The 14,849-nt window shown below is 67.2% G+C and carries 15 protein-coding genes; 3 read left to right on the top strand and 12 right to left on the bottom strand.

What is annotated here, in order from left to right:
- Positions 1–7: 7 nt before the first annotated feature.
- Positions 8–571: a hypothetical protein gene (locus tag ACV7NN_RS15440; protein WP_463350441.1), complete on the top strand. Its 564-nt coding sequence runs from the start codon at positions 8–10 to the stop codon at positions 569–571.
- Between the two features lie 58 nt (positions 572–629).
- A complete protein-coding gene (locus ACV7NN_RS15435; RefSeq protein WP_463350440.1) occupies positions 630–1,433 on the top strand; it encodes a Bax inhibitor-1/YccA family protein in 804 nt (267 codons plus the stop codon).
- A 68-nt stretch (positions 1,434–1,501) separates the two neighbouring features.
- Here ACV7NN_RS15435 and guaA read toward each other — a convergent pair whose 3' ends face one another.
- The 10 genes from guaA to groES all read right to left on the bottom strand — a co-directional run bounded on the left by guaA (position 1,502) and on the right by groES (position 12,305).
- Entirely contained in the window at positions 1,502–3,088 is a 1,587-nt protein-coding gene (gene guaA, locus ACV7NN_RS15430; RefSeq protein WP_463350439.1) for a glutamine-hydrolyzing GMP synthase, read from the bottom strand.
- A 22-nt stretch (positions 3,089–3,110) separates the two neighbouring features.
- The gene (locus ACV7NN_RS15425; protein ID WP_345761880.1) at positions 3,111–3,569 is read right to left on the bottom strand and encodes a DUF3817 domain-containing protein; all 459 of its coding nucleotides are present in this window, start codon (positions 3,567–3,569) and stop codon (positions 3,111–3,113) included.
- A gap of 4 nt (positions 3,570–3,573) precedes the next feature.
- Positions 3,574–4,434, bottom strand: a complete 861-nt coding sequence (locus ACV7NN_RS15420) for an SURF1 family cytochrome oxidase biogenesis protein (RefSeq protein WP_463350438.1) — start codon at positions 4,432–4,434, stop codon at positions 3,574–3,576.
- Positions 4,431–5,783, bottom strand: a complete 1,353-nt coding sequence (locus ACV7NN_RS15415) for a cation:proton antiporter (protein ID WP_463350437.1) — start codon at positions 5,781–5,783, stop codon at positions 4,431–4,433. Before ACV7NN_RS15415 ends, ACV7NN_RS15420 begins: the two co-directional genes overlap by 4 nt.
- Positions 5,784–5,786: 3 nt before the next feature.
- Positions 5,787–6,323: a cation:proton antiporter regulatory subunit gene (locus tag ACV7NN_RS15410; RefSeq protein ID WP_463350436.1), complete on the bottom strand. Its 537-nt coding sequence runs from the start codon at positions 6,321–6,323 to the stop codon at positions 5,787–5,789.
- Between the two features lie 53 nt (positions 6,324–6,376).
- Positions 6,377–8,116, bottom strand: a complete 1,740-nt coding sequence (locus ACV7NN_RS15405) for a glycerol-3-phosphate dehydrogenase/oxidase (protein WP_463350435.1) — start codon at positions 8,114–8,116, stop codon at positions 6,377–6,379.
- A gap of 33 nt (positions 8,117–8,149) precedes the next feature.
- Positions 8,150–9,268 carry a GuaB3 family IMP dehydrogenase-related protein gene (locus ACV7NN_RS15400; RefSeq protein ID WP_463351310.1) on the bottom strand — a complete coding sequence of 373 codons (1,119 nt, stop codon included), beginning with the start codon at positions 9,266–9,268 and terminating at the stop codon, positions 8,150–8,152.
- A gap of 103 nt (positions 9,269–9,371) precedes the next feature.
- The gene (gene guaB / locus ACV7NN_RS15395; RefSeq protein ID WP_463350434.1) at positions 9,372–10,874 is read right to left on the bottom strand and encodes an IMP dehydrogenase; all 1,503 of its coding nucleotides are present in this window, start codon (positions 10,872–10,874) and stop codon (positions 9,372–9,374) included.
- Between the two features lie 91 nt (positions 10,875–10,965).
- Positions 10,966–11,880 (bottom strand): EamA family transporter RarD, encoded by a 915-nt coding sequence (rarD, locus tag ACV7NN_RS15390; protein WP_463351309.1) that lies wholly within the window; start codon positions 11,878–11,880, stop codon positions 10,966–10,968.
- 128 nt (positions 11,881–12,008) lie between these two features.
- Positions 12,009–12,305, bottom strand: a complete 297-nt coding sequence (groES, locus tag ACV7NN_RS15385; RefSeq protein WP_345761888.1) for a co-chaperone GroES — start codon at positions 12,303–12,305, stop codon at positions 12,009–12,011.
- Positions 12,306–12,436: 131 nt separating this feature from the next.
- On the opposite strand from groES, the gene ACV7NN_RS15380 reads away from it, so the two are divergent.
- Positions 12,437–13,627 (top strand): class I SAM-dependent methyltransferase, encoded by a 1,191-nt coding sequence (locus tag ACV7NN_RS15380; RefSeq protein WP_463350433.1) that lies wholly within the window; start codon positions 12,437–12,439, stop codon positions 13,625–13,627.
- Positions 13,628–13,802: 175 nt separating this feature from the next.
- On the opposite strand, the gene ACV7NN_RS15375 is transcribed toward ACV7NN_RS15380, so the two are convergent.
- Positions 13,803–14,393, bottom strand: a complete 591-nt coding sequence (locus ACV7NN_RS15375) for a DUF4190 domain-containing protein (protein WP_463350432.1) — start codon at positions 14,391–14,393, stop codon at positions 13,803–13,805.
- Positions 14,394–14,447: 54 nt separating this feature from the next.
- A complete protein-coding gene (locus ACV7NN_RS15370) occupies positions 14,448–14,810 on the bottom strand; it encodes a DUF4190 domain-containing protein (RefSeq protein WP_463350431.1) in 363 nt (120 codons plus the stop codon).
- Between the last annotated feature and the right edge of the window lie 39 nt (positions 14,811–14,849).

Genomic DNA, 14,849 nt, shown 5'->3' with positions numbered 1-14,849 from the left:
TCGATTCGTGTCCGAGACCGAACCCCCGTCTTCGCGGTGGCGCGAGCCCGCATCCCTGCTTCCCCTGCACTGGGGCGCCTACCGGCCCCGTCTCGTGTCCGGGCTCGCCGCCGTCATTCTCGGCACCGCGTGTATCCAGCTGACCAGCGCGTACAGCCTGGTCTTCCTGCTCGCCGGGTCCCTCATCCAGCCCGCAGGCTGGGCCGTGCTGCCCGCCCCGATCGGACGCCGCGTCGCCGTCGTCATTCCCGCTCTCGGTTTCACGTGGCTCATGCTCGGAGGGGCATCATTCGCCTGGTGCTATGTCGTACTTCTCGCGGCCTGGCTCCTGGTGCGGCTCCGCCCGGCCATCTCCTACGTGGTCCTTGTGCTTCCGATCGGGTGCGGCGTCCTGCTCTCGAGCGTTATCGCCGACTACAGCGGCTCCTGGCTCTCGTTCACTGCGGGCGGCCTGGTCACCGTTGCGGCGGCGTGGCTGGCTCGCGGCATCGCGATCCGGTGGTCGCTGCGCGCGCCGCGGAAAGCGGGATCACGGCAATCTGTCAGCCCCGGCGATGGCGGACTCGACTAGATTTGAGGTCACAGCCGTACAACGGCCGTTCCGGTCCCACGACGTGAGCAGAGGAACCATGGCACTCGACAACCCCGCATTCTCGCGGAACCCCGCATTCTCCTCCGAGGCGAAAGCGCCCGCGTCGGCCACGCCGAGCGCTGAGACACTCCAGCAGCTGTACGAATCCCCCGCCGCCTCGTCGCAGGACACCGGCCGCATGACGGTCGAAGACACCATCGTGAAGACGGCGATCTGCTTCGTCCTGCTCGTGGCAGGTGGAGCGGTCGGATGGGCCTTCCCATCACCGGCCGTGTGGGTGCCGGCCGCGCTCGTCGGCTTCGTGCTCGCCCTGGTCAACATCTTCAAGAAGAAGCCGTCCGCACCGCTGGTGCTGGCCTACTCGCTCGTCGAGGGCGTCTTCGTCGGGGCGCTCTCCAGCTTCTTCGAACAGCAGTGGCCGGGCATCGTCATCCAGGCGGTCCTCGCGACGATCGCCGTCATCGCAGTGACGCTTGCGTTGTTCGCGAGCGGCAAGATCCGCGCATCCGCACGAGCGACCAAGGTCTTCCTGATCGCCATGATCGGCTACCTGCTCTTCTCGGTCTTCAACCTCATCCTGATGTGGACCGGAGCGAACACGAACCCGTTCGGCCTGCGCGGCTCGGTTGAGATCTTCGGGATCCCGCTGGGCGTGGTGCTCGGCGTTCTCGTCGTCATCATGGCCGCATACTCGCTCGTGCTCGACTTCGACTACGTCAAGCGCGGCGTGGCCAACCGCGCGCCGCGGGAGTACGGCTGGAGCGGGGCGTTCGGCATCATGGTCACCGTCATCTGGCTCTACCTCGAGATCCTCCGCATGTTCGCCATCGCGAGGAACTAGCACCCAGCGCCCACAACGAAGAAAGAAGGCCGGCACGGATTCGATCCGCGCCGGCCTTCTTTCTTCGCCTACTCCCACTCGATGGTGCCCGGGGGCTTCGAGGTCACATCCAGAACGACCCGGTTGACGCCGGCCACCTCGTTGGTGATGCGGTTGGAGATCTTCGCGAGGACGTCGTAGGGCAGTCGCGTCCAGTCGGCGGTCATCGCGTCTTCGCTGGAGACCGGGCGCAGCACGATCGGGTGCCCATACGTGCGCCCGTCGCCCTGAACACCCACGGAGCGCACGTCGGCGAGAAGCACCACCGGGCACTGCCAGATCTCGGTGTCGAGGCCGGCCGCCGTCAGTTCGGCGCGCACGATGGCGTCGGCGTCGCGCAGGAGATCGAGTCGCTCGGACGTGACCTCGCCGACGATCCGGATTCCGAGACCGGGGCCGGGGAACGGCTGGCGACCGACGATGACCTCCGGGAGCCCGAGTTCACGGCCGATTGCACGGACCTCGTCTTTGAAGAGAGTGCGGAGCGGCTCCACCAGTTCGAACTGGAGGTCTTCCGGGAGGCCCCCGACGTTGTGATGGCTTTTGATGTTAGCCGTGCCGGTGCCGCCGCCGGATTCGACCACATCCGGGTAGAGCGTGCCCTGCACGAGGAAACGGATGGGGTCGCCGTCCGCCGCGGACTCGGCGACGAGGTCGGCCTGCGCCTTCTCGAAGGTCCGGATGAACTCGCGCCCGATGATCTTGCGCTTGGTCTCCGGGTCGCTCACGCCGGCGAGCGCCGTGAGGAACTGCTCCTCGGCGTCGATCGTGACCAGGCGCACGCCGGTCGCCGCGACGTAGTCCTCTTCGACCTGGCGGCGCTCATCCTTGCGGAGCAGGCCGTGGTCGACGAACACGCAGACGAGCTGGTCGCCGACGGCCTTGTGGACGAGGGCTGCCGCGACGGCCGAGTCGACGCCACCGCTCAGTGCGCAGATCACCTTGCCGCCGCCGACCTGGGCGCGGATGGACGCGACCTGGTCCGCGATGACGTTGCCGCTGTTCCAATCGGCCGGGATCCCCGCCGCTCGGTGCAGGAAGTTCTCGAGCACGCGCTGGCCGTATGCCGAGTGCTTGACCTCCGGGTGCCACTGCACGCCGTAGAGCTTCTTCTCGTCGCTGGCGAACGCGGCCACGGGGGTCGACGCCGTGGAGGCGAGCACCGCGAAGCCTTCCGGCGCCTTGGAGACGGAGTCGCCGTGGCTCATCCACGCCGTCTGCTCGTGCGGCTGGCCGTCGAGCAGGATTCCGGCGTCACTCACCGTGACATCGGTCGAGCCGTACTCGCGCTGGCCCGTGTGGGCGACTTCGCCGCCCAGGGCGGTCGCCATCACCTGGAAGCCGTAGCAGATGCCGAGAACCGGCACACCGAGCTCGAAGATCTCGCTGTCGAGCTGCGGGGCGCCCTCTTCGTAGACGCTCGAGGGGCCACCGGAGAGCACGATCCCCGACGGGCGCTTCGCCACCACCTCTGCTGCCGTGATCGTGTGCGGGACGATCTCGGAGTAGACGCTCGCCTCCCGCACCCGCCGTGCGATCAGCTGGGCGTATTGGGCCCCGAAGTCGACGACGAGCACAGGTCCCGTGTGGTTGGCGCTGTCTGCGCCGGTGAGCATGTCGGTGAATGCCGCGTCGCTGCTAATGGGATGCCTCCACGAGGTTCGCTTCTTCGGCCTCGCGGCCGGCCAGGTAGGTTCGCACCTGCTTCGTGATGATCGCCTCGACGAAGAAGGAGAGGAAGGGGATGACACCGCCGAGCGCGATCTGCACGAACTTCGCGAAGTTCCAGCGCATCAGGCTCCACAGCCGGAAGTCGGAGAAGAGGTAGACGACATAGAGCCAGCCGTGGGCGATCAGGATGCCCGTGCTGAGATTGATGCCGGTTGCAACGGGCAGGGTGCCGCTCGGGTCCCAGGGGACGAAAGCGAGCACGCCGTGGTCTCCGAACGCGTACAGCTCGTAGTGGAAGCCGTATTTGACGATCATTTCGCTTACCAGGAGGAGCAGCATGATCCCGGTGATGTAGGCGAAGACCTGATAGAACTTCAGCGCCCCGCGGATCTTCGGAAAGTCCTGGGGTTTGGGTGCGAGGGCCATGCGTCTAGTTTACGTTCCTGCTGCCTGCGCTCTCGCCGGGAGCGGTCTGCTCCGCGAGCGCCTGCTCACGCTCCTCGTCCTCTTTCTCCTTGGCGTCTTTCACGAGCCGGTACCAGAAGAAGATGGCGAAGCCGGCGAAGATGATCCATTCCGCCGCATAGAAGATGTTGAGCCAGTTCAGTGTCTGCTGCTGGATGGGCGGCGGCGAGTCGATCGCGTCGAGACCGGAGGGCGGAGTGCGCTCGACCACGTAGGCCTCGTACACGTCGACACCGTCCACGCCGGTCCACAGGTTGTAGAGGGCCGCGACCGACATCGTCTTCATCACCGTCGGGTCGCCCTTGGGGTCGGGAACTTCCGGCGCTTCGGTCGGCAGCAGGCGGCCGACGACCTCCTGTTGCGTCGCGGTTTCGTTCGCCAGGCGCGCGGCCACCGACTCCGCCGTCGCCTTATCGGGGGCCCATCCGCGCGCGATCGCCAGCGCCACCGGAGCACCTGCCGGGTCAGCAGGGGCCAGGCTGAAATGAGCGACGACCCACCAGCCGGCTTTCCCGTGATTGAGGCGCCCCTCGAGCAGTTGGTAGTCCGTCGGGACGAACGCCCCGCTGAATCGCACGAGCTGACCGGTGGCGACGTCGGTGATCGGACCGCCCGGCTTCGCCACCGTGGCAAGGGGGAGCACCGTCTCGCTGGGCGCGTCGATGACCTTGCCGGAGTCGATCGCCCGCTCGAGCTGCCACTGGCCGAGCCAGGCGAACCCGGCTGCGAGTGCGAGCGCGAGCACGAGGGCTCCGATCCAGCGCGGGCGCAGCATCATCTGCAACAGCGTCGTCTCTGCGCTGCCTGTCGTCTTGCTGATGGTCAATCCCGCTTCCGGTCCCCGGTGGTGTCCTGTTGCTGCATCGCCTGCTCGACGACGCGATCGACCGCCTGCCTGGTACCCGTGTCCGTGGTCGACGCCGCGTCGAGGTCGGCGGTCGCCGCCTCGACGAGCGCGATCTCCTCATCGAGCATTGGATCGCGTTTCGGTCGTGACCTCTTCTTCGAGGAGCCGGTCCGCAAAATCATCCCACCGATCTTCTCGGAGTTTGCTGCGAGCAGCGGTCCGATGACGGCCATGATGAGCACGTAGAGCCCTGCGAACGGCTGGATGCGCGGATCGAGTCCCGCACTGACCGACAGGGTCGCGAGGATGAGCGCGAACTCTCCCCTGTTCTGCAGGACCACCGTGGTGTTGATTCCGGCCTGCGGCCCGAGGCCGTTGATCCACGCGACGAACTGTCCGGCCGCGATGTTCAGGACCAGCGTCATGCCGACCGCCGCGAGGACCGGGACGATCACCGAGGGGAATTTCGCCGGATCGAGCGCGAGTCCGAAGTTGAGGAAGAAGAACGCCGCGAAGACGTCTCGCAGCGGGATCGCGATGTGCTCGATCTTGTTGCGGTACTTCGTCGCGCCGAGGACGAGCCCGATCAGGAATGCGCCGATCGCGTCGGTCACGCCGAGGACCTCGCCGATGCCGGCGAAGAGGACCGCGAGCCCGAAGAAGAGGATCGTGAAGAGCTCGTCGTCCTTCGTCCGGAAGAATCGCGAGACCACCTTGCCTCCCCAGCGGGCGAGGGAGAACATCACGACGAGGAATGTGAAGGCGATCGCGAGTTTGGCGACGATGGGCCAGAAGTCGGTCTCTCCGCTCAGGACGACGGAGACGATGGCGAGGTAGATCGCGATGAAGATGTCCTCGACCACGGTGACGCCCAGGATCATCGGGGTCTCGCGATTGGCGAGGCGGTTGAGTTCGATGAGGAGCTTCGTCACGATCGCGCTCGACGACGTCGCCGTCATGCCCGCGATGATCAGGGCCTCGCGCGTGCCCCAGCCCACCATGAAGCCGAAGATGAGCCCGACGCCCATGTTGATGACGACGTAGGAGCCGCCCGAGACGATGAGTTTGCCGAAGTTGCCGAAGAACTCGTCCTGGTCGAATTCCAGCCCCAGATTGAACAGCAGGAGGATCAGCCCGAAGACGGCGATCAGTTGGATGTAGTCCGACTCGAAGTTGAGGGGGAACCAGCCCGTGTGCGGACTGGCCAGCAGCCCGACGATCATGTAGATGGGTATCGCGGGGAGGCCCACCAGTTTGCCGAGACGCCCCAGCACGTAAGCCACGAGCAGGAGCAGGCCGAGAACGATGAGGTCTTCGCCGAGATGCATCGGCTACCCCCCGGGCGGTGCGTCGGCGGCGTCTACCGCGCGGGCGGGCATCTCACCGGACCGGAAGAACGCGAACGCTTTCGCGACCTTCTCGGGCGACCCGGCGACGACCAGCGTGTCGCCGGGGAAGACCTTGAAGTCGGGAGCCGGGGCCGGGTTCGCGGACTCGCCGCGCACCACGGCGACGACGGTCAGCCCGACGATGCCTCGCGCGCCCGGCGTGCCCAGGTGCTGGCCGGCGATGTGGTCTTCGTAGTCGACGGTGAACCAGTCGATGCTGAGCCCGGGGATCTGGTCGAGCGCAGTGAGCGACTCGGTGATCTGCGTTCCGCCCAGAAGTTCTGCAAGCGTGTGCGCTTCGTCTTCGCTGAGCCGCAGAGAGACTTTCGTCACATCGGCACCGTCCTCGTCATCCGAGAACGTGATCAGGTCGCTGTGGCCGGAACGGTGGGCGATGACGCCGACCTTGCCACCGTCGTCTGTAACGAAGGTGTGGAGCACACCGACCCCGGGCAGTTTGACCCGTCGAACGTCAACCATGGTTACGTCTCCAGAAACTTGGGGGCAGTACCTCCAAGCCTACCGGAGGGGTCTCAGGCGCTAACGATGTCGGGGGCCTCCAGGCGGATCGCCTCAGCCGACTCGTCGTCCGGTTGCAACTGGCTCGCGCGCTCGGCAGCGACCCGTTGCAGGTACACCTGGACTTCGTGCTCTTCGCGCCCTGCATCCCATCCGAGCACGCCCGCCATGAGCTTCGCCGCGACGGGCGCCGCGGATACGCCGCGGTCCCAGGCCTCGATGGAGATGCGGGTGCGCCTGGCGAGGACGTCCTCCAGATGGAGCGCCCCTTCGTTCGACGCCGCGTATACGACCTCGGCGCCGACGTAGTCGTCCGCCCCCGGCAGCGGCTCGGCGAGCGAGGGATCCGTGCGGATCAGCTCCAGGAGCTCTTCGGCCATCGTTCCGTAGCGGTTCAGCAGATGTTCGATCCTGGCGATGTGCAGACCGGACTTCGACGCGATCCTGGCCCTGGCGTTCCAGGCGGCCTGGTACCCCTCAGCGCCGACCAGCGCGATCTCCTGCGTGGTGCTCTGCGGGATCTTGCCGTCGAGGGCGTCGACGGCCGCATCGATCGCATCCTTCGCCATGATGCGGTACGTGGTCCATTTGCCCCCGGCGATGACGACGAGGCCCGGCACGGAGTGCGCCACAAGGTGCTCGCGGGAGAGCTTGGAGGTCTCCTCCGACTCCCCGGCCAGGAGCGGACGCAGCCCGGCATAGACGCCTTCGACGTCTTCCCGCGTGAGCGGAACGCCGACCACGGCGTTGACGTGCTCGAGCAGGTAGTCGATGTCCGCGGCGGTCGCGGCCGGATGCGCCTTGTCGAGGTGCCAGTCGGTGTCGGTCGTGCCGATCAGCCAGTGCCTGCCCCACGGGATCACGAACAGCACGCTCTTCTCCGTGCGCAGCAGGAGGCCCATCTTGGACTGGAACCGGTCGCGCGGCACGACCAGGTGGATGCCCTTGGACGCGCGCACCTTGAACTGTCCCCGCTCGCCGACCATGGCTTGCGTGTCGTCGGTCCAGACGCCTGTCGCGTTGACGACCTGCTTGGCCCGGATCTCGAACCGCTCATCGTTCTCGAGGTCGTGCGCGCGCACACCGACGACACGCTCGCCGACCTTGATGAAGCCTTCGACGCGCACCCGGCTGGCCACGTGCGCACCGTAGTGCGCAGCAGTCCGCGCGAGGTTGGCCACATAGCGCGCGTCGTCGACCTGGGCGTCGTAGTAGGTGATGCCGCCCACCAGCGCGTTGCTGGCGAGGCTCGGGATGGCCCGCATCACCTGTCGCTTCGAGAGGTGGCGGTGGTGCGGGACGCCGGGCGGTCTGAGGCCCGTGTACGAGAAGATGTCGTACAGCATCATGCCCGCGCCCACGTAGGCGCGCTCGATCACCCGCTTCTTCAGGGGGTAGAGGAACCGTACCGGCTTGACGAGGTGGGGAGCGATGCGCTGGAGGAGGAGCCCGCGCTCGATGAGCGCCTCCCGGACCAGGCGGAAGTCGAGCTGCTCGAGGTAGCGGATCCCGCCGTGCACGAGCTTGGACGACCTGCTCGAAGTTCCGGATGCGAAGTCGCGGGCTTCGACGAGCCCGACTGTCAGACCGCGGGTGACGGCATCCACGGCGCTGCCGGTTCCGACGATCCCACCGCCGACGACGAGGATGTCGAGTTCGGTGTCCTTCAGGGCTCGGATGGCTTCCGCCCGTTCCGCCGGGCCGAGCTTCGACGGGCTGGACACTGTCTGGCCGGGCTGATCCTCCTTGACCATGTCATTCCCTTCCCCGGCCGGACGGCCGTGTATCTAGTGCGCGTGATACGGCGCGACGACGACTTCGACGCGCTGGAACTCCTTCAGGTCCGAGTACCCGGTGGTCGCCATGGACCGTCGGAGTGCTCCGACCAGGTTCGCTGTGCCCTCCGCGACCGGTGCTGGGCCGTAGAGGATCTCCTCCAGCGGAGCGACCTGGCCGACCTCGACCCGGTTGCCACGCGGAAGCTGTGAGTGGTACGCCTCGGTACCCCAGTGGAGGCCGCCGCCCGGCGCATCCGTCGCGCGGGCGAGAGCGGTGCCGAGCATGACCGCGTCAGCTCCGCAGGCGATCGCCTTCACGATGTCGCCGGACGTGCCGAGGCCGCCATCGGCGATGACGTGGACATAGCGACCACCGGACTCGTCCATGTAGTCGCGCCGCGCGCCGGCGACGTCGGCGACCGCCGTCGCCATCGGGGCGTGGATGCCGAGGGTCGCCCGGGTCGTGGACGCCGCGCCTCCCCCGAAGCCCACGAGCACGCCCGCAGCGCCCGTGCGCATCAGGTGGAGCGCAGCGGTGTAGGTCGCCGCGCCGCCTACGACGACCGGGACATCGAGTTCGTAGATGAACTTCTTCAGGTTGAGCGGCTCGACGTTCTTCGACACGTGCTCGGCGGACACCGTCGTGCCCCGGATGACGAAGAGGTCGACGCCGGCCTCGACGACCGTCTTGTACAGCTCCTGCGTGCGCTGGGGCGAGAGCGCACCCGCCACGACCACACCGCCGGCCCGGATCTCGGCCAGCCGCTGGGTCACGAGACCGGGCTTGATCGGTTCGGAGTAGATCTCCTGCATCCGCGCGGTCGCCTTGTCGGCGGGAAGCTGCCGGATCTCGGCGAGCAGCGGCTCAGGATCGTCGTAGCGGGTCCAGACGCCTTCGAGGTCGAGCACGCCGAGGCCCCCGAGCTGGCCCATCATGATGGCGGTCGTCGGCGAGACGACCGAGTCCATCGGAGCCGCCAGGAACGGGATCGCGAACTGGTACGCATCGATCGACCAGGAGACCGAGACATCCTCTGGATCCCGGGTGCGACGGCTGGGCACCACCGCGACGTCGTCGAAGGCGTATACGCGGCGGGCACGCTTGGCGCGCCCGATCTCAATCTCCATGCTCACGGATTCAGTCTATGGCGCGGCCGGGATCGAGGGTCCAGATTCCACAGCACCCGGCCAGCGCCGGAGTTCGACGCTGGCGCTGCGCTGCTGACGCGACCTACCGGCGGTAGTTGGGAGCCTCGACGACCATCTGGATGTCGTGGGGGTGCGACTCCTTGAGGCCGGCCGCCGTGATCCGCACGAACTTGCCGCGCTCCTTGAGCTCCGGGATGGTGCGGCCGCCGACGTAGAACATCGACTGGCGCAGTCCGCCCAGCAGCTGGTAGACGACCGACGACACCGGGCCGCGGTACGGAACCTGGCCCTCGATGCCCTCGGCGATCAACTGCTCGTCGCTCGGGACATCGGCCTGGAAGTACCGGTCGCGTGAGTACGAGGTCTTCTTGCCGCGGGTCTGGAGTGCGCCGAGCGAGCCCATGCCGCGGTAGTTCTTGAACTGCTTGCCGTTGACGAAGACGAGGTCGCCAGGGCTCTCATCCGTGCCGGCGAGCAACGAGCCGAGCATCACGGTCTCCGCTCCGGCGACGAGTGCTTTGGCGATGTCGCCCGAGTACTGGAGGCCTCCGTCGGCGATGACCGGCACGCCGGCGATGCGCGCGGCGAGAGACGCTTCGTACACCGCCGTGACCTGGGGCACGCCGACACCTGCGACGACGCGGGTCGTGCAGATGGAGCCCGGGCCGACGCCGACCTTGATCGCGTCGGCTCCCGCGTCGATGAGCGCCTGCGCACCGCTGCGGGTGGCGACGTTTCCGCCGATGATGTCGACGTGGGAGGCAGCGCGCTCGCTCTTCAGGCGGCGGATGATGTCGAGTACACCGGCGCTGTCTCCGTTCGCGGTGTCGACGACGATCACATCGACACCGGCGTCGATGAGTGTCATGGCCCGCTCCCACGCGTCGCCGAAGAAGCCGATGGCCGCACCGACCCGCAGGCGGCCTTCCTCGTCCTTGGTGGCGTTCGGGTACTTCTCGCTCTTGTCGAAGTCCTTGACCGTGATCAGGCCACGGAGACGGCCCGCCGCGTCGACCAGCGGAAGCTTCTCGATCTTGTGCTGGGCGAAGATCGCGACCGCGGAGTCGGGGTCGATGCCCTCGGGAGCGGTGATGAGCGGCTGGCGCGTCATCACGTCGCGCACCAGCGTGGTGCTCTTCTCGAAGGGCGAGACGAAACGCATGTCACGGTTGGTGATGATGCCGACCAGCGTTCCGTCGCCCTCGACCACGGGGAGGCCGCTCACGCGGAACTGGCCGCACAGCGCATCCACCTCGGCGACGGTCGCATCCGGTGTCGTGGTCACAGGGTTCGTGATCATGCCGGACTCGGATCGCTTGACCTTGTCGACGTGCGCCGCCTGGTCTTCGATCGAGAGATTGCGGTGCAGGATGCCGATGCCGCCCTGACGTGCCATGGCGACGGCCATGCGCGACTCGGTGACGGTGTCCATCGCGGACGACAGGAGCGGAGCGGATACCGTGATGCGCTTGGTGAGTCGAGATGACGTGTCCGCCTCGCTCGGGATGACGTCGGTGTGCCCTGGGAGGAGCATCACGTCGTCGTAGGTCAGTCCGATGAAACCGAAAGGATCCGTCTGATCCATTTCACCCCTTTATTGTCGTCGCTGGTAATCCATGTTAACGGCTCGAAGCTGAGGGTATTCCGCGCTGGAGGCCTACCTCGCGCGGAAGGCTTCAGGTGAGTTCCGGAACCCGCGACTGCCGCCCGGCGACCACCGCATCCACGGTGAGGATCACGAGCGCGAGCCAGACGATGCCGAAGCCGATCCAGCGCTCGGGCGGCATCGCCTCGTGCAGGATCACGACGCCGACGAGGAACTGGATGAACGGGGCGAAGTACTGGATGAAGCCCATGTAGACGAGTGGCAGCCGTCGCGACGCCGCTGCGAAGAAAAGCAGAGGGATGGCCGTGATGACGCCCAGGCCGACGAGCAGGACGGTGTGCCAGGCGCTGACCGTGCCGAAGGTGAGGCCGGCCATCGCCGAGACGACGACGAGTTGGATGATGGCGACCGGGGTCAGCCACATGGTTTCGAGGGTCAGTCCGCCGACGGCGTCGACCTGGCCGCCGACGCGCTTCTTGATCAGTCCGTAGAGGCCGAACGAGAACGCGAGGATGAGCGCGATCCACGGCAGCGACCCGTAGCCGATCCCGAGCACGATCACCGCGACGATGCTCACTCCGACCGCCACCCACTGGGCCGGACGGAGCCGCTCACGCTGCACGACGACACCGAGGAACACGGTCACGATCGGATTGATGAAGTAGCCGAGCGCAGCCTCGACGACGTGGCCGCTGACCGTGGCGAGCACGTAGGTCTGCCAGTTCACGTAGATCAGCGCGCCGGCGACCCCCATCGTCAGGACGACGCGTCGGTTGCGCAGGAGCGCGCCGAACGGTCGCCAGGCCCGCGTCGCGGTGAGCAGGATGGCGCAGAAGACCAGTGAGAAGACCACGCGCCAGGCGACGATCTCGAAGGCGTTCGCGGGTGCCAATGCGAGGAAGTAGATGGGGAGGAAGCCCCAGAGAACGTAGGCCGAGATCGCGTACACGAGGCCGGACCGGCGATGGCTCGACAGGGGTTTCACCGCGTCAGCGTGACTCTCTTCGGCGTTCGAGGTCGACTCGAGTTCGGGGCTGGACACTCCAGCGATATTACGCCGAAACGGAAAGGGCCCGGACGCTGTCGCATCCGGGCCCTTTCGACGTGGGATCGTCAGCGGACGACCACTGCGAGAACGTCGCGAGCGGAGAGGACGAGGTAGTCCTCACCGGCGAACTTGACCTCGGTTCCGCCGTACTTCGAGTAGATCACCTTGTCGCCGACGGCGACGTCGAGCGGGATGCGGTTGCCGTTGTCATCGATGCGGCCGGGGCCCACTGCAACGACCTCGCCCTCCTGCGGCTTCTCCTTGGCGGTGTCGGGAATGACGAGACCCGAAGCAGTCATCTGCTCAGCCTCGACCTGCTTGATAACGATGCGATCCTCGAGCGGCTTGATGGAGACCGACACGGTTGACCTCTTTCTTGAACTAAGACTGGAGTTAGCACACTCACACCGAGAGTGCTAAACCGAGTCTAGATGCTGAGTTAGCAGTCACGCAACGTGAGTGCCAAACAGCGGGACCTGCGTACGCTGGGTTCATGGAGAGGTCCGAACTCGTCGAACTGCTGTCGCCGGAGGGGCTCCGGCTACTCGATTCGCTGCCTCCCTATAACTCGAACAGCGATGTCGTGCGGATGGTCAGCGACCTCCGCAAGGCCGGCCATCCGCCCGCGCTCGTCGCCGCTGTCCTCACCCAGGCGCGCCTCCGCTCGAAGGCTGCGGGCAAGTTCGGCCCATTCGCCGACCGGATGCTCTTTACCGAGGCGGGGCTCGAGCAGGCGACGCGGCTCTCCGTCGCCGCCCTCCACGCCGGGCGCTTCGCATCCTCCGGACTCTCGCGGGTCGTCGACCTCGGCTGCGGGATCGGCGGGGATGCGATGGCGATGGCCGCCATCGACCTCGAGGTCACGGCGGTCGACGCCGACGAGATCACCGCCGCGATCGCGAGCTACAACCTGGCTCCGTTCGCGAACGCTTCGGTGCTCAATGAGCGGGCGGAAGACGTCGACCTGCGCGGCTTCGACGGCCTCTACCTCGATCCGGCGCGTCGGACGGCGGGCCACGGCCAGACGACTCGTCTCACCGACCCCGACGACTATTCACCGTCGCTGAACTTCGCGTTCGAACTCGCGACCGGCCGCTCCGTCGGGGTGAAGCTCGGCCCCGGGTTCGATCGCGACCTCATCCCGACGACCGCCGAGGCGCAGTGGATCTCCGTCGACGGCCAGCTGGTCGAGATGGGACTGTGGTTCGGAGCGCTGGCCAGGCCGCGCATCCGCCGCTCCGCGCTGGTGATCGACGCGACCGGCTCCCACGAGCTCACCGCCCCGGAGGACAGCGTCGACGTGGACACGGGCGAGCTCGGCGACTACCTGTACGAGCCGGACGGGGCGGTCATCCGTGCCCGGCTGATCGGCGACCTTGCACGGTCGCTCGGCGCACGCGTGCTCAGCGACGGGATCGCCTACCTCACGTCGAGCACGCTGGTCCGGACACCGTTCGCTTCCGCTTTCCGCGTTCTGGAGACGCTGCCCTTCGCCGAGCGCGACCTGAGGCGCGGGCTGCGCGAACGCGGCATCGGCACGCTCGAGATCAAGAAGCGCGGGGTGGATGTGGACCCGGCTGCGCTGCGGAAGAGGCTTTCGCTGAGCGGACGGGAGAGCGCCACGCTCGTGCTCACCCGGATCGCGGGCCGTCACACGGCGCTGCTCGTGGATCGCCTGGGCTGAGGCTGCGCGAAGGCCGGTGAGACCCGGTTTGCGCTCGGCGCACTATTTCCGTCTCACCGCAGGTGCCAGACCTCGTGCGCCGAGACGGAAGTAGTGCGACGACCGTCCGGCGCAAGGCACAACATGGCTCAGGGCCGGACCGCACGAAGCGATCCGGCCCTTGCGCCGTTGCGGGTCAGTAGTTCAGGTTCTGGTTGTTGACCACGCTGAAGATACTGACCGCCAGGATGATGCCACCGATGATCGTGATGGCGATCCCGATAAAACCGGTGATCAGTCCGGTGAGCCAGAAGCCCCTCGCTGCGGGCTCCTTGTTGCGCCCGAGGAAGCCGAGCACGATCGCGCCGATCGAGAAGATGAACCCCCAGCCGAAGGTCACGATCCCGAGGATGCCCGCGATCATCGAGATGATACTGAGGACCGGCGACTTCGTCGCCGGAGCGGGTGCGCCGTACGGCTGTGCGTACGGCTGGGCGGGCTGGCCGTATCCGGGCTGACCGTAGCCGGGCTGACCGTAGCCCGGTTGGCCGTAGCCGGGCTGACCGTAGCCGGGAGCCGGCTGGCCGTACGCAGGCGGCGCGGGCGGCGGGACCGCCCCGGGCTGGTAGGCGGGTGGCGCCGGCTGGGCCGCCGGCGGGACGGGAGCCGCAGGGGGAACCGGAGGAGCGGGTGGAAGCGGCGGGTTGTCTTCCGGCGCGGCGGGCGGCACGACGGCCGGCGGCACGTTCGGCTCCGCCGGTTCGCCTGGAGTGTTCGGATCGGACATGAGCCGATCTCCTTTCGATTGGGGCGGCGCGCCTCAGCGGCGATCCGCCGGCGCTCAGGATGTCTGCGTGGAGAATCCGGCATTCGCGAGGACGATCGCGAAGACGATGGCGATGATGATGCCGAGCACGATCGAGATCGCGCCGATCCAGATGCCGGCCAGGGCCAGCCCTCGGCCCTTCTCTCCGGTCTTCTTGATCTGGCTGAGGCCGACGGCGCCGAGGATGATCGCGATCACGTTGAAGCCGAGGATCGAGATCACGAGCGAGATGATCGCAAGGACGTTCGTCGTCGGGGCGGGCGCATATCCGGTCGGTGGTACGGTCTGGCCGTAGGGGGCGGGCGGCACGGGCTGGCCGTATATGGCGGGCGCGACGGGCTGTTCGGGCACTGCGGGCGGCGGCGGGGCGTCACTCATGGGCCTGGCTCCTTGATAGCTGAACAAACGCTGTACAGC

Source organism: Leifsonia sp. Ger2509, assembly GCF_055231915.1.
Note: the sequence above shows the minus strand (reverse complement) of the source record. Positions and strands in the feature narration are given on the sequence as shown.

Bases quoted from the DNA above. Each gene is read 5' to 3' on its own strand.
- ACV7NN_RS15375 (WP_463350432.1), bottom strand. From the start codon at position 14,393: ATGTCCGATCCGAACACTCCAGGCGAACCGGCGGAGCCGAACGTGCCG.
- ACV7NN_RS15400 (WP_463351310.1), bottom strand. From the start codon at position 9,268: ATGGAGATTGAGATCGGGCGCGCCAAGCGTGCCCGCCGCGTATACGCC.
- ACV7NN_RS15410 (WP_463350436.1), bottom strand. From the start codon at position 6,323: ATGGTTGACGTTCGACGGGTCAAACTGCCCGGGGTCGGTGTGCTCCAC.
- guaA (WP_463350439.1), bottom strand. From the start codon at position 3,088: ATGCTCACCGGCGCAGACAGCGCCAACCACACGGGACCTGTGCTCGTC.
- ACV7NN_RS15435 (WP_463350440.1), top strand. From the start codon at position 630: ATGGCACTCGACAACCCCGCATTCTCGCGGAACCCCGCATTCTCCTCC.
- ACV7NN_RS15405 (WP_463350435.1), bottom strand. From the start codon at position 8,116: ATGGTCAAGGAGGATCAGCCCGGCCAGACAGTGTCCAGCCCGTCGAAG.
- ACV7NN_RS15425 (WP_345761880.1), bottom strand. From the start codon at position 3,569: ATGGCCCTCGCACCCAAACCCCAGGACTTTCCGAAGATCCGCGGGGCG.
- ACV7NN_RS15370 (WP_463350431.1), bottom strand. From the start codon at position 14,810: ATGAGTGACGCCCCGCCGCCGCCCGCAGTGCCCGAACAGCCCGTCGCG.
- ACV7NN_RS15415 (WP_463350437.1), bottom strand. From the start codon at position 5,783: ATGCATCTCGGCGAAGACCTCATCGTTCTCGGCCTGCTCCTGCTCGTG.
- guaB (WP_463350434.1), bottom strand. From the start codon at position 10,874: ATGGATCAGACGGATCCTTTCGGTTTCATCGGACTGACCTACGACGAC.
- ACV7NN_RS15380 (WP_463350433.1), top strand. From the start codon at position 12,437: ATGGAGAGGTCCGAACTCGTCGAACTGCTGTCGCCGGAGGGGCTCCGG.